The sequence below is a fragment of the Dactylosporangium sp. CA-233914 genome, assembly GCF_050942935.1.
Classification (GTDB): domain Bacteria; phylum Actinomycetota; class Actinomycetes; order Mycobacteriales; family Micromonosporaceae; genus Dactylosporangium.
Map to the genome: position 1 here is coordinate 8,670,186 of NZ_CP192030.1, position 13,816 is coordinate 8,684,001.

Genomic DNA, 13,816 nt, shown 5'->3' on the forward strand with positions numbered 1-13,816 from the left:
TCTAACCTAAGGCCTTCTACAGTGCTGTCTCCGGCTTCTGCAGCGCTGGCGGCCCGCGCGGCGACCAGCCCCTCCAGCACCATGCGCACCGCGTAGATCTGTCTCTGCAGCGCTATCTTCGCAGCGTCGTCCGCTGGCACTGCTGCGCTGGCACTGCAGCACCGGCTCGGCTGCGCTGGCTCTACAGCTCTGGCACTGCCACGCTGGCTCGGCTGCGCTATCTCTGCTGCGCTGGCCCTGCTTCGCTGGCACTGCCGCGCTGGCTCTACAGCTCTGTGACCTGGCCGGCGACCAACTGCGCACCGCGCTCCGGATCGGCCGTCGCGGGGAGTTCCGGCCGGAACGGGCCGGTCACGTCCACGCCCGGCCTCACCAGCTCGTAGCTCGACTCCGCCACCGGCTGCCAGGCCCCCACCAGCGTACCGATCGGCTCCGACACCACGATGCGGGTCTGCGCCGACACCGTTTGCAGCGCCGGGTTGTCCGGGTACATGAGCCGCAGTGTCTCGATGGCGGTGCTGCAGTACAGCGACCGGCTGCTGTGCTCGCTTGAGTAGCGAAACGCCCACAGCCGCTCGCCGTCCGTGGTCGCGACGGTCATCTGCATCGGATACTCGATACCGTTGTGCCGCCCGGCGTCCTCGATCCAGGCGACCATCCGCTCGACGGCACCGACGGGCTCGCGCTCCAGGCCGAACGTGAGCGCGAGGTAGAACATCAGCTCGGAGTCGGTGGACCCGCCGATGTGCGGGTACAGATCGGGATCGACGGCCATGACGAGCGACCGCTTCAGCTCCTGGTACCCGCGGATCCGCCCATTGTGCAGCCACAGCCACCGTCCGTAGCGGAACGGGTGACAATTGCTCTGCTGCACTGCGGTCCCGGTACTGGCCCGGATGTGCGCCAGGAACAAGCCAGACTCGACCGACCGGGCGAGCTCGCGCAGGTTATCGTCCCCCCAGGCCGGCCCGATCCCGCGGAACAGCGTCGGCTCGGGCCGCCCACCCGGCGTGTACCACCCGACCCCGAACCCGTCACCGTTCGTGGTCCCCACTCCGAGCTTGGCGTGCATGCTCTGGTCAATCAGCGAGTGCTCGGGCTTGTACAACAGCTCTTCCAGCAGGATCGGCGATCCCGAGTACGCCAGCCATCGGCACATCTCGCACCTCCTCACCCGATCGTCTGCGCGGGGGCCCGCCTACCACTCACCCGCCGGGGATGAGGCGGGGCCATCCACGGGCGATGCCTCACCCCCGGCGACTGAATTCGCCGAGCGACACCCACCGTGAGACGCCAACCGCGGCCCGGTTCTACGGCACCAAAGTGGTCCTCCTGCACACCGAGTCGTCACGGCCACGGAGCGGAACCCACCGTCGCGGAGCGAAACTCGCCACCTGGACCCGGCCGCCAGCCTCAACGACACCGCCACGCTCACGTGAGACGCCATCCGCTCACCGCCACGAAGCGAAACTTGCCACCTGAACCCTGGACCCGGCCGCCAGCGTCAACGACACCGCCACGCCCACCGTGAGGCGCCATCCGCTCACCGCCGCAGGATGGCCGGCCGCGCGAAGCAGAGATCCTCATGCTGCAGCGGCGCGGACGCGGCCCCGCGGCCGGCGCCGCTGAGCGAGCGCAGCAGTGATCACCCTGAAATGCTTATTTGACTACTCAGCGTAGCGCATGCCTACGGTAAACGATTTCGCCCGACGGACGCGGCGGCACTCACTCACCGCGAGGGCGCAAATCTCCCCACCCGCTCACCCCTGCGGGATGACGCGCGGGGCAGCCGGGCGGGGTGACGCTTCACCCGCGGCGGCCCGGTTCGCCGAGGGGAGGCCACGATGCTCACCGTTGGAGTCGAGGAAGAATTCCTCCTGCTGGAGCCCGACGGCGCAGTGGCGCCGGTGGCGGCCGGCATACTCGGAATCACGGATGGCGACGGACGGTTTCGGCACGAGTACACGGCGTATCAGCTGGAGACCGTGACCAGCGTGCATACTCGGCTCGATCGGCTGTACGACGAACTGGCCGAGCTTCGGCTGCTCGCTGCGCGGGCCGCGCTGCGGTTCGGGGCGCGGCTGGTGGCGACGGGCGCGCCGCCGTTTCGGCGTGGGCCGTTGGGGTCGCTGACCGATGACGCACGGTACCGCCGCCTGGCCGACCGCTATCCCGAGGCAACCACAGCAGCCGCCGGCACCTGCGGATGCCATGTGCACATCGGCATAGCCGACCGCGACCTGGCCGTCGACGTGCTGACCCGCCTGCGACCATGGCTACCCGCGCTACTGGCCGTGACCGGAAACTCACCGCTCGCGGAGGGGATGGACTGCGGATACAGCAGCCGCCGCTACGAAGCCCGCCGCCGCTGGCCGACGTTTCGCGCGCCGGGGGCGTGGACCTGCGCCGCCGAGTACGACCGCGCGGTCGCCGCCCTGATCGCCGATGGCTCCGCCCTCGACGCCGGCGGGGTGCACCTGCTGGCGAGGCTCTCCAGCCGCTACCCCACGATCGAGGTGCGAATCGCCGACACCTGCCTCGACACGTCCGACACCGTAATGTTCGCCGGCCTCGTCCGCGCACTGGTCGCCGCTCTCATCGACGACGCCCGCCACCACCGCGAGTCCGAGACCCCGACCGCCGGAGAACTCGAGGTCGCCCTGGCCGCGGCCGCGCGGAACGGCCTGGCGACCGACCGCCACTGCCCACTGACCGAGGGCCACCACCCGCCAAATGAAAGCCGTCTCCCCCGCGCCGAAGGCCACTACCCGCCAACCGAAGGCCGCGTCCCCTGGGTCGAAGGCCACCACCTACAAACCGAAGACCCTTTCTCGTGTGCCGAGGGCCACCACCTGCCAACCGAGAGCCCTTTCCCACCGACCGAGGGCCACCAGCCACCAAGCGAGAACCGTTTTCCACCGGGCGACGACCACTATCCGCCTAGTGACAGCGTTTTCGCACCGACCGATCACAGCTACCCATCGACCGAGGGCTCCGTCTCGCCCACCGACGGCCGCTGCCCACCGGCCGAGGGCCACTACCCGCCACTGACCGAGAGCCACCGTCTACCGGCCGGGAGCCCCTACCCGCCGGGCGATCGCAGCTACCCACCGGGCGAGAGCGAATTCCTGCAGACACGGCCGCCCTACCCGCACCTGACGAGTACGAGCTCGGTCGGTGACCGCCTTCGGGCATTGCTGCGAAAGGCAACGCCCGCGCTGACCGAGGCGGGTGACGCCTTCGCTGTTCGCAGCGAGTTGGGCCGGCTACTGATGCACGGCACCGGCGCCGACCGGCAGCGCGAGCTGCTCGGGTTCGATTCGCGCCCGGACGCGTTCGTCGCGACGATGGCAGAATGCACCGCACCGGGCACGACCGACCCCGGCGCGACGGCAACCCGGTCCAGTCAGACCCTGACCACAACATAGGACCAGGTCAGCGACATAGGACCAGGTCAGCCGGCCGGGCGGGGAACGTGGCGTGGCCGCCGCTGCAGGCCGGGGTCCCGGCGACGCCGGGCTGGATTATTGATTACCGAATATCAGCAATCCGGTAATCGGCAATTGGTCGTTGGTCACGGACCGTAGCGCGGACAGGGGTCCAGACGGCCAGGCGGATCGAAGCAAGATTCACGTGGGCGCAACAAAAGTTCGGTGCATAAAACGGCGCGCCGCCCGAGCAGAGGCGGCGCGCCGTCACCCCGGGAGCAACGTCAGGGCAGCAGGATGATTCCGGGGTGCAGGCGACGGGCCGTGCCGGCCTCGCGCGGTGGCCCGACCATCGGAACCCGGAACTCGGTGTGGACGTCGGTGCTGGAGCGCGCCACGAACAGCTCCACGTCGCCGGGCTCGACGATCCGCCGGCCGTCGCGGCCCGTGTACGACAGCAGGTCCGCGTGCAGCGTCACGATCAGGGTCCGCGACTCGCCCGGCGCCAGGTCCACCCGCGGGGCCGCCAGCAGCTGCCGCACCGGCCTGGCCACCGAGGCCACCGGATCGTGGGCGTAGACCTGCACGACCGTGCTGACCTCGCGGTCGTGCGGGTTGCGCAGCGGTACCGTCAGCTCGATCTCCCCGTCGGTGGCCCAGCCGTCCGCGGGGTTCAGCGCCGCCGGGCCCCACTGCGCGTCGGCGTAGGCGAGGCCGTGACCGAACGGGAAGAGTGGGCTCGGATCCACTGTGGACACGTCGCTGCGGCGGCCGAGCCGGGCGGCCAGGTACGTCGAGGGCTGGGACGCGCCGGCGCCGGGGAAGCCGACCGGGAGGCGCCCGGACGGGTTGACCGCGCCGGACAGCACGCCGGCCAGGGCGGCGGCGCCCTCCTCGCCGGGAAAGAACGTGCACGCCACGGCGGCGAGGCGGTCGACCTGGCGGGACAGCTCGTAGGGGCGGCCGGCGAGGACGACGAGCACGACCGGGGTGCCGGTGGCCAGCAGCGCCTCGAGCAGCTCCTCCTGGCGGCCGGGCAGCCGCAGGTCCGGGGCGTCGCAGCCCTCCCCCGAGGTGCCGGTGCCGAAGAGCCCGGCCAGGTCGCCGAGCACCGCCACGCACACGTCGGCCGCGGCGGCGGCCTGCGCGGCGGCGGCGATGTCCTCGTCGGAGCCACCGAGGAAGGGGCAGCCCAGGGAGTACGACACCGGGAAGGCGGTGCCGAGGGCATCGACGATGGCGGGTGTCTCGACGCCCAGCTCCAGGCCCGGATGGTGCACGCCCACGTGGCGCGGGAACGAGTAGCAGCCGAACAGCGCGTCGGGGCGGTGCGCGCCAGGGCCGACGACGGCCAGGCGCGTGCCGGGGCGCAGCGGCAGGACGCCGGAGTCGTTGCGCAGCAGGACGATCGAGCGCTCGGCGAGGCGGCGGGCGATGGTGCGCGCCTCGGGGTCGTCGAGGTCGGCGGGGTCGGCGAGGTAGTCCGGCTCGGGGCGGAAGCCGGGGTCGAGCAGGCCGAGCTCGCACTTCTGGCGCAGGATGCGCTCCACGGCCCGGTCGATCAGGGCCTCGTCGACGTCGCCGGCCTCGAGGGCCTTGAGCAGCGGACCGCCGTAGCAGTTGACGCCGGGCAGCTCGACGTCGATGCCGGCCCGCAGTGCGGCGGCGGCCGCCTCGGCGCGGTCGGCGGCGACGCCGTGCAGGCTCTCCAGGAACGCGATGGCGAAGTAGTCGCTCACGACCGTACCGTCGAAGCCCAACCGGTCCCGGAGCAGCGCCGTGAGCAGGGACGGGTCGGCGGCCACGGGAACGCCGTCGATGTCGGTGTAGTTGTTCAGCACCGAGCCCGCCCCGGCGCGCAGGGCCATCTCGAACGGGGGCAGCAGCACGTCGGCGAGCTCGCGGGGGCCGATCGAGACCGGGGCGAGATTGCGCCCGGCCCGGGATGCCGAGTAGCCGACGAAGTGCTTGAGGGTGGCGACGATCCCGGCGGACTGCAGGCCGCGCACGTAGGCCGCGCCGATGGTGCCGACCAGGTGCGGGTCCTCGCCGATGGTCTCCTCGACGCGGCCCCAGCGCAGGTCGCGGGCCACGTCGACGACCGGGGCGAGGCCCTGGTGGATGCCGAGGCGGCGCATGGTGGCGCCGATGTGCGCGGCCATCGCCTCGACCAGCGCCGGGTCGAAGCTCGCGCCCCAGGCGAGTGGGGTCGGGAAGATGGGCGCCTTCCAGGCGGCGAGGCCGGTGAGGCACTCCTCGTGCACGATCGCCGGGATGCCGAAGCGGCCGGCGTCGATGATCTGGCGCTGCAGGTCGGCCACGTGCCGGGCGCCGGCGAGCGGCTCGACCGGCGCGGAGCCGTACAGCCGGGTCATCTGGCCCAGCCCGTGCCGGATGAGCTCGGGCCAGTCGATCGGGTCCGGGGCCTGGTCGTTCTGGTGCGGGGCCACCTCGCCGGGGGTCTCGCCGACGTTGAGCCAGGCCCCGTACATCTGCGCCACCTTCTCGCGCAGCGACATCCGGGCCATCAGGTCCGCCACCCGCTGGGCAATGGGCAGCGTGGTGTCCCGCCACGCGCTGTCAGTCACGCTTTTTGCTCCGTTCAGACGATCAGAGGGCGGCGGTCGACTGCCGCACCACAAGGCGCGTGGCCAGCCGCACATGGGTGTTCTCGACGGTCTCGCCGTTCATGAGCTGGATGAGCAGGTCGATCGCCCGGTGCCCCATCTCGTGGATGGGCTGCTCCACGGTGGTCAGCGACGGGGTGGCCAGGGCCGCCTCGGGGACGTTGTCGAAGCCGACGACCGAGAGGTCCTCCGGCACCCGCAGCCCCATCGCGACCGCGACCTCGATCGCCGCGATGGCCGAGGTGTCGTTCGCGGCGAAGAGCGCCGTCGGGCGGTCGGGCAGCTCCAGCAACCGCCGGGCGGCGGCCGCGGAGTCGTCGGCGTCGTAGTTGCCGGGCTGGATGAGCGCGGGGTCGGCCTCGATACCGGCCGCGGCCAGTTCCTCGCGGTAGCCCTGCTCGCGCAGCTTCGCGGACTCGAGGTCCGTCCGGCCGCCGATGAGCGCGATGCGCCGGTGCCCGAGATCGATGAGATGCCGTACGCCGGTGCGCGCCCCGAGCAGGCTGTCGGAGTCCACTGTGGGCAGTCCGGTCGGGCCGGTGTGCGGGTCGACGGCGACCACGGCCTGGCCGAAGTCGACCTCGACCACGGTCGGGGTGACCAGCACGGCGCCGTCGACGAGGGTGCCGGAGAGGCGGGAGAGGTATCGCTGCTCCCATCCGGCGTGGTCGACCGAGCGCCCGCCGGCCGAGTAGACGACCAGCTCGTATCCGGTTCCCTTGATCGCCTTGGCCGCGCCCTTGAGCAGCTCCGTCGAGAACGGCTCCAGGTCGGCGACCAGGATTCCGATCACGTTGGTCTTGTGGTTGCGCAGGCTCTGCGCGACCAGGCTCGCCTCGTAACCCAGCTCGCGGATCACGGCCTGGACGTGCGCGCTCGTCGCCGCGGAGACGCCGTAACGGGCGTTGAGGACCTTGGACACCGTGGCGACCGAGACGCCGGCGGTGGCCGCCACATCACGGATCGTGACTCGGGAACTGGGCTTCACGAGGGCACAATAACGTCCGATAACGTTATCGACAACGATTGACAACGCTCGTAACAGAGGCGCAGACTCTGCGGTCATCGAGGGCCGAGCCCTGAAGCTCGCCCACGCCCCCGTCAGGAGATGATCAATTTGAACGTCCGCCTGAGCACCCCACGGAGGCTGGCCGCGATCGCCATCGCGCTTTCGGTGGCGCTCCCCTCCCTCACCGCCTGCGGAGACGACAGCAAGGACGCACCGACGGACGCGAACGCCCCGGTGACGCTCACCTGGTGGCACAACGCCAACCAGGAACCGGGCCTCGGCGTATGGCAGTCGATTGCCGACCAATACCACAAGGACCACCCGAACGTGACGTTCAAGGTGGAGCCGGCCCAGAACGAGGCGCTGAAGACGAAGATCTCGGTGGCGCTGCAGTCGCCGAACCCGCCCAGCATCTTCCAGCAGTGGGGTGGTGGCGCGCTGGCCACGCAGGTCGAGTCCGGCAAGATCCTGGACATGACCGAGCTGGTCAAGCCGTGGATCGGCGAGCTCGGCGCGGCCGCGAACGGCTGGGCGGTGGAGGGTAAGCAGTACGGCATCCCCTACGACCTGCACGTGGTCGGCTTCTGGTACCGCAAGGACCTCTTCGAGCAGGCCGGCATCACCGCGGCGCCCAAGACGATGACGGAGCTCAACGACGCCGTCACCAAGCTCAAGGCCAAGAACATCGCGCCGATCGCGCTCGGCGGCAAGGACAAGTGGCCGGACGCGTTCTGGTGGTCGTACTTCGCCATCCGCGAGTGCTCCACCGACACCGTCAAGGCCACGGTGAAGAACCTCAAGATGGACGACCCGTGCTGGGTCAAGGCCGGCGAGGACCTCAAGGCGTTCCTGGCCACCAACCCGTTCCAGAACGCGTTCCTGGGCACCCCGGCCCAGCAGGGCGCGGGCAGCTCGGCCGGCCTCGTCGCCAACGGCAAGGCCGCGATGGAACTGCAGGGCGACTGGGAGCTGCCGACCATGATCCCGCTGACTGAGGACAAGAACTACGCCCAGAAGCTCGGCTGGTTCGCGTTCCCGACCATCGAGGGCGGCAAGGGCACCCCGGGCACCGCACTCGGCGGCGGCGACGGCTTCTCCTGCGCGGTCAAGGCCGGACCGGCGTGCGCGGACTTCCTGAAGTACATCGCCAGCACCGACGTGCAGACCAAGCTCGTGCAGACGAACACCGCGACGCTGCCGTCGAACCCGAAGGCGATCTCGGCGATCCAGGACCCGTCGCTCAAGACGGTCCAGGAGTACCTCAACGGCGCGCCCTACATCCAGACGTACTTCGACCAGGCCCTGCCGACCAGCGTCGGGTCGGCGCTGAACGACGCGATCGCGGACTTCTTCGCCGGCAAGGGCTCGCCGCAGGGCATCGTCGACGCATTCACCAAGGCGGTCGCGAACAAGTGACGCAATCGGGTGGTATCGCCGTGGCGGCGGCACCACCGGCCAGGGCCGGTCGCGGGGCGTCGCGACCGGCCCGTCGGCCGGGCGGGCGCCGGGCCAAACGGCTCGAGCTCACGCTGCTGCTGACCCCGGCGCTGGTGCTGTTCGTCGGTTTCGTGCTGCTGCCGATCGCGGCGGCGGTCTACTACAGCTTCTACAAGTGGACCGGCTTCAGCCCGCGCACGTGGTTCGGGCTGGGCAACTACTCGCGGGTGCTGGAGGACGAGGTCTTCCTGCACTCCCTGCTGCACAACGTCATCATCGCGGTGCTCTCGGTCGTCATCCAGCTGCCGCTGTCGATCGCCATCGCGCTGCTGCTCAACGGGCGGATCAAGGGGCGGGCGGCGCTGCGGCTGATCGTGTTCGCGCCGTACGTGCTCTCCGAGGCGATCACCGCGGTGGTCTGGCTGCTCATGCTGCAGCCGGACGGGCTGGTCGACCAGATCTTCAAGGCGGTCGGCCTCGGCGGGCTGATCCAGGACTGGCTCGCCAACGGCGACCTGGTCCTCTACACGCTGTTCGTCGTGATCACGTGGAAGTACCTCGGCTTCGGCATCATCCTGCTGCTGGCCGGCCTGCAGAGCATCCCGCCGGAGCTGCGCGAGGCGGCCTCGACCGACGGCGCCACGGCGTGGCAGGCGACCCGCCGGATCGTACTGCCGCTGCTCGGCCCGACGATCCGGATCTGGATCTTCCTGTCCATCATCGGCTCGCTGCAGCTGTTCGACCTGGTCTGGATCATGACGCTGGGCGGCCCCGCGAACGCCTCCAGCACCATGGCGACCTACCTGCTCGACCACGGCTTCAGCCGCTACGAGTTCGGCTACGGCAGCGCGATCGCCGTCGTGCTGTTCGTCGTGTGCTTCATCTTCGCGCTGATCTACCAGCGCTTCGCCCTGCGCCGCGACACCGAGGGCGCCCTGACCCGCATCGTGGAGTGAACGCATGGCCAAGCGCACACTCACCTACCTGGCGGCCGTGGTCGTCGTCGGGATCACGGTGGTCCCGCTGCTGTTCACCATTCTCGGCGGTTTCCGCACCAACGCCCAGATCAACACGTCCCCGGCCGGCTGGCCGCACCCGTGGGTGCTGAGCAACTTCACCGACGTACTCTCCTCGAGCGTGTTCTGGCGCGCGATGGGCAACAGCGCGTTCATCGCCGCGATCGCCACGCTCCTCGCGGTCGCCACGGGGGCGATGGCGGCGTTCGCTCTTTCGCGGTACACGTTCAAGGGCCGCGAGGGGCTGTACACGCTGTTCACCATCGGCCTGCTGTTCCCGGTGACGGCGGCGGCGCTTCCGCTGTACCTCCTGCTGCGCCAGCTCAATCTGCTCGAGCACCCGCTCGGCGTGGCCCTGCCGGAGGCGGCGTTCTCGCTGCCGATCACCATCGTGATCCTGCGCCCGTTCATGCACGCGATCCCGGGCGAGCTCGAGGACGCGGCGGCCATGGACGGCGCCGGCCGGCTCGGCTTCTTCTGGCGGATCCTGCTGCCGCTGAGCCGCCCGGCGCTCACCACCGTGGCCATCCTCGCGTTCGTGACCAGCTGGAACGCCTACCTGCTGCCGATGCTCGTACTGTCCGACCCGACGGACTTCACGCTGCCGCTCGGGGTGGCGGCATTCCAGACGCAATACTCCCAGGACACCGCCCGCATCCTGGCCTACACGGCGGCCTCGATGATCCCCGCGATCGGTTTCTTCGTGTTCGCCGAACGGCGTATCGTGGGCGGCCTAACCGGCTCAGTAAAGGGTTGAAACATTGGCGATAATCATGGACTTGTAAGTTTCACGAATTGCATTATCGATAACGCCTTCGACCTGGTGAGACCCTCCGTGACGTATCTTTTCCGCGCATTCCCGGGAATGCTGGAGACGGCCCGCGAATCAACGGGCAAGAATACGTTCGGAGGTCTCCCGCCATGAACAGAGCAAGGACCCGGGGCGCGATCGTGCTGGCCGGTGGTGCGGCCGCGATCGCCGTCGTCGTGGGCCTCGCGAGTAGCGCCCAGGCCGCCACGACATTGGGTGCCTCGGCCGCGGAGAAGGGGCGGTACTTCGGCACCGCCGTCGCCGCCTACAAGCTCAGCGACGCCACCTACAGCGGCATTCTCGACCGCGAGTTCAACATGATCACGCCCGAGAACGAAATGAAGTGGGACGCGACCGAGCCCACCCAGGGGCAGTTCAGCTACGGCAGCGCCGACCAGATCGTCGCGCACGCCAACGCGCACGGGCAGCGGATGCGCGGCCACGCCCTGGCCTGGCACCAGCAGCAGCCGTCGTGGGCGCAGAACATGTCCGGCACGGCGCTGCGCAACGCGCTGGTCAACCACATCACCAACGTCGCCACCCACTACAAGGGCAAGATCTACGCCTGGGACGTGGTGAACGAGGCCTTCGCCGACGGCGGCAACGGCGCCCGGCGCGACTCGAACCTGCAGCGCACCGGCGACGACTGGATCGAGGTCGCCTTCCGCACCGCGCGGGCCGCCGACCCGGGCGCGAAGCTGTGCTACAACGACTACAACACCGACGGGCAGAACGCCAAGAGCAACGCGGTCTACGCGATGGTCCAGGACTTCAAGGCCCGCGGCGTGCCGATCGACTGCGTCGGCTTCCAGTCGCACATCAACTCCGGCTCCCCGCTGCCCTCGGACTACCAGGCCAACCTGCAGCGCTTCGCCAACCTCGGCGTCGACGTGCAGATCACCGAGCTGGACATCGCCGGCTCCGGCACCGCCCAGGCCAACTCGTACGCCAGCGTGGTCAAGGCCTGCCTGGCCGTCTCCCGCTGCACCGGCATCACGGTGTGGGGCATCCGCGACAGCGACTCGTGGCGCAGCGGCGACACCCCGCTGCTGTTCGACAACAACGGCAACAAGAAGGCCGCGTACAACTCCACATTGGACGCCCTCAACGCCGGGGGAACCTCGTCGCCGCCGCCGGTCTCCCAGAGCGCTTCCCCGTCGCCCTCCGTCTCTCCGTCGAACCCCGGCGGCACCGGAAACGGTTGCACGGCAACGACTTCGGTCAACCAGTGGCAGGGCGGCTTCGTGGTCACCGTGCGCGTCACCGCGGGATCGTCGGCGATCAACAGCTGGACGGTCGGGCTCGCGCTGCCCTCGGGCACCACGGTCACCAACTCGTGGAACGTCACGCGGTCGGGCAACAACTGGAGCAACGTGTCGTACAACGGGCACGTCAACGCCGGGCAGTACACCGAGTTCGGCTTCCAGGGCACCGGCACCGCGGGCGCGCTGACACCCACGTGCTCGGGGAGCTGACATGCGCCGTCTGCTCGCCATCGCGGCCACGGTGGCCACCGCGCTCGTCGGCATCTTCATCGTCGCCCAGCCCGCGCAGGCCGCGACGCTGGCCGAGGTGACCAACTTCGGCACCAACCCGACGAACCTGCGAATGCACATCTTCGTGCCCGACCGGGTCCAGGCCAAGCCGCCGATCCTGGTCGCCGTGCACTACTGCACCGGCTCGGGCCCGGCGTTCTACTCGGGCACCGAGTTCGCGAACCTCGCCTCGCAGTACGGCTTCATCGTCATCTACCCCTCCGCCACCCGCAGCGGCAACTGCTTCGACGTCTCGTCGCCGCAGGCACTCACGCGCAACGGGGGCAGCGACCCGGTGGGCATCATGTCGATGGTCACCTACGCCGAGCAGCACTACAACGGCGACCCGAACCAGGTGTACGTCACCGGCGCCTCCTCGGGCGGCATGATGACCAACGTCCTGCTCGGCGACTACCCCGACGTGTTCAAGGCGGGGGCGGCGTTCATGGGCGTGCCGTTCGGCTGCTTCGCCACCACCGACGGCTCGTCGTGGAACAGCCAGTGCTCCAGCGGCCAGCGCAGCTACACGCCGCAGCAGTGGGGCGACATGGTCCGCAACGCCTACCCGGGCTACTCCGGGCCGCGGCCGCGGATGCAGGTCTGGCACGGAACCACCGACACGACCCTCGCCTACCCGAACTTCGGCGAGGAGATCAAGCAGTGGACCAACGTGCTCGGGGTCAGCCAGACCCCGGTCTCGACGGACACCCCGCAGCCGGGCTGGACCCGCACCCGCTACGGGCGGGCCGGCGTCGCGCCGCCGGTCGAGGGGATCAGCATCGCCGGCGTCGGACACTCCCTGCCGATGGCCGGCCAGGCCGCGATGGCGATCGAGTTCATGGGGCTCAACGGCTCCGGGCCCACGCCGGGCGCGTCGTCCTCGTCGGCGCGCCCGTCGTCGCCTCCGTCCTCTGGCGGTTGCACCGCGACCACCTCGGTCAACCAGTGGCAGGGTGGCTTCGTGGTCACCGTGCGCGTCACCGCCGGGCCGGCCGCCATCAACAGCTGGGCGGTCGGGCTCACGCTGCCCGCCGGGGCGACGGTCACCAACTCCTGGAACGTCACGCGGTCCGGGAACAGCTGGAGCAACGTGTCGTACAACGGGCACGTGAACGCGGGCCAGTACACCGAGTTCGGCTTCCAGGGCACCGGCACCGCCGGCACCCTGACGCCGGCCTGCTCGGCGAGCTGACCCACCGCACGGCCGCCGCGGCCGCCCGGCTGCGGCATGGCAGAGGGCGCCGACGCGATCGCGGCGGTCGTGCGGGACGGCCCGCCAGATCATCGAACGGCCCGCTCGCGCGGCGTAGTCAGGCCAGGCCGAGCCGCATCCGGACCACCGTGCCGTGGGCGCCGGTGAACGCGGCGACGTGGTCGCAGACCATCTCGACGATCGCCAGACCGCGCCCGCGGACCGCTTCGGCCGGCGGCATCTCGGCGCCGAACACGCGCAGCGGGCCCTGGTCGACGACATCGCAGTACACGTCGCCGGACTCCGCCCAGAGCTGGACCTCGCCGCCCTCGTGCGTGTATTGCAGCGTATTCGTGGCCAGCTCGTTGACGGCGAGCGTCAGCAGGTCGGCCCGGTCGCGCGACAACCCGAGCGCGAGCGCCCGGTCGGTCACGAACGCGCGCACCGCCGCGAGGTCCGACACCAGCTTGTATCCGATCGACTCCCCCGGCCCGGGCTGGTGCTCACCCATCGCGGCCGCCGCCCATCCGCGGACGAAGCCCGTGACGGCCGGCACTGCCCGGGCGCAGCAGCCCGCCGACGCCGGTGATGTCCAGCACGTGCGCGACCATCCCGCTCGCGTTGACGACGCTGAGCCGCCCGCCCCGCTCCACGGCCGCCCGCTGCCCGTCGACCGACGACACCGCCCCGAACCGCGCCACAGCAAACATCATGGCATCCGCGGCGGTCGTTGACCGCCGCGGATGCTCAACAACCCCTGC

General features: G+C 70.2%; 11 protein-coding genes. 6 read left to right on the forward strand and 5 right to left on the reverse strand.

The features are described 5' to 3' along the window. Nucleotides 1-265 precede the first annotated feature (265 nt). Nucleotides 266-1,159: a class II glutamine amidotransferase gene (locus ACQPY0_RS38755; RefSeq protein WP_432972537.1), complete on the reverse strand. Its 894-nt coding sequence runs from the start codon at nucleotides 1,157-1,159 to the stop codon at nucleotides 266-268. 739 nt (nucleotides 1,160-1,898) lie between these two features. Here ACQPY0_RS38755 and ACQPY0_RS38760 point away from each other — a divergent pair. Then, nucleotides 1,899-3,428, forward strand: a complete 1,530-nt coding sequence (locus tag ACQPY0_RS38760) for a YbdK family carboxylate-amine ligase (RefSeq protein WP_432972539.1) — start codon at nucleotides 1,899-1,901, stop codon at nucleotides 3,426-3,428. Between the two features lie 284 nt (nucleotides 3,429-3,712). Here the strand turns inward: ACQPY0_RS38760 and ACQPY0_RS38765 are convergent, their stop codons facing one another. Together ACQPY0_RS38765 and ACQPY0_RS38770 are read right to left on the reverse strand one after the other, a co-directional pair. After that, on the reverse strand, nucleotides 3,713-6,016 hold the full coding sequence (locus ACQPY0_RS38765; RefSeq protein WP_432972542.1) for a beta-glucosidase family protein: 2,304 nt from the start codon (nucleotides 6,014-6,016) through the stop codon (nucleotides 3,713-3,715). Between the two features lie 22 nt (nucleotides 6,017-6,038). Continuing rightward, the gene (locus ACQPY0_RS38770) at nucleotides 6,039-7,043 is read right to left on the reverse strand and encodes a LacI family DNA-binding transcriptional regulator (protein WP_432972545.1); all 1,005 of its coding nucleotides are present in this window, start codon (nucleotides 7,041-7,043) and stop codon (nucleotides 6,039-6,041) included. 120 nt (nucleotides 7,044-7,163) lie between these two features. On the opposite strand from ACQPY0_RS38770, the gene ACQPY0_RS38775 reads away from it, so the two are divergent. The 5 genes from ACQPY0_RS38775 to ACQPY0_RS38795 all read left to right on the forward strand — a co-directional run bounded on the left by ACQPY0_RS38775 (nucleotide 7,164) and on the right by ACQPY0_RS38795 (nucleotide 13,055). Further along, nucleotides 7,164-8,480 (forward strand): ABC transporter substrate-binding protein, encoded by a 1,317-nt coding sequence (locus tag ACQPY0_RS38775; protein ID WP_432972548.1) that lies wholly within the window; start codon nucleotides 7,164-7,166, stop codon nucleotides 8,478-8,480. After that, a complete protein-coding gene (locus ACQPY0_RS38780) occupies nucleotides 8,477-9,457 on the forward strand; it encodes a carbohydrate ABC transporter permease (protein ID WP_432972551.1) in 981 nt (326 codons plus the stop codon). The genes ACQPY0_RS38775 and ACQPY0_RS38780 overlap by 4 nt, the downstream gene beginning before the upstream one ends. 4 nt (nucleotides 9,458-9,461) lie before the next feature. Beyond that, entirely contained in the window at nucleotides 9,462-10,274 is an 813-nt protein-coding gene (locus ACQPY0_RS38785; RefSeq protein WP_432972554.1) for a carbohydrate ABC transporter permease, read from the forward strand. A 164-nt stretch (nucleotides 10,275-10,438) separates the two neighbouring features. After that, on the forward strand, nucleotides 10,439-11,803 hold the full coding sequence (locus ACQPY0_RS38790; RefSeq protein WP_432972557.1) for an endo-1,4-beta-xylanase: 1,365 nt from the start codon (nucleotides 10,439-10,441) through the stop codon (nucleotides 11,801-11,803). A gap of 1 nt (nucleotide 11,804) precedes the next feature. Next, nucleotides 11,805-13,055: an extracellular catalytic domain type 1 short-chain-length polyhydroxyalkanoate depolymerase gene (locus ACQPY0_RS38795; protein ID WP_432972560.1), complete on the forward strand. Its 1,251-nt coding sequence runs from the start codon at nucleotides 11,805-11,807 to the stop codon at nucleotides 13,053-13,055. Nucleotides 13,056-13,173: 118 nt separating this feature from the next. On the opposite strand, the gene ACQPY0_RS38800 is transcribed toward ACQPY0_RS38795, so the two are convergent. Next, entirely contained in the window at nucleotides 13,174-13,566 is a 393-nt protein-coding gene (locus tag ACQPY0_RS38800) for an ATP-binding protein (RefSeq protein WP_432972563.1), read from the reverse strand. Then, complete coding sequence (locus tag ACQPY0_RS38805) at nucleotides 13,559-13,756, reverse strand: hypothetical protein (RefSeq protein ID WP_432972566.1); 198 nt, start codon at nucleotides 13,754-13,756, stop codon at nucleotides 13,559-13,561. Before ACQPY0_RS38805 ends, ACQPY0_RS38800 begins: the two co-directional genes overlap by 8 nt. Nucleotides 13,757-13,816 lie beyond the last annotated feature (60 nt).

What these genes read in the sequence shown, in the direction of transcription:
- ACQPY0_RS38755 (WP_432972537.1), bottom strand. Translation starts at nt 1,159, where the DNA reads ATGTGCCGATGGCTGGCGTACTCGGGATCGCCGATCCTGCTGGAAGAG.
- ACQPY0_RS38775 (WP_432972548.1), top strand. Translation starts at nt 7,164, where the DNA reads ATGATCAATTTGAACGTCCGCCTGAGCACCCCACGGAGGCTGGCCGCG.
- ACQPY0_RS38785 (WP_432972554.1), top strand. Translation starts at nt 9,462, where the DNA reads ATGGCCAAGCGCACACTCACCTACCTGGCGGCCGTGGTCGTCGTCGGG.
- ACQPY0_RS38790 (WP_432972557.1), top strand. Translation starts at nt 10,439, where the DNA reads ATGAACAGAGCAAGGACCCGGGGCGCGATCGTGCTGGCCGGTGGTGCG.
- ACQPY0_RS38795 (WP_432972560.1), top strand. Translation starts at nt 11,805, where the DNA reads ATGCGCCGTCTGCTCGCCATCGCGGCCACGGTGGCCACCGCGCTCGTC.
- ACQPY0_RS38800 (WP_432972563.1), bottom strand. Translation starts at nt 13,566, where the DNA reads ATGGGTGAGCACCAGCCCGGGCCGGGGGAGTCGATCGGATACAAGCTG.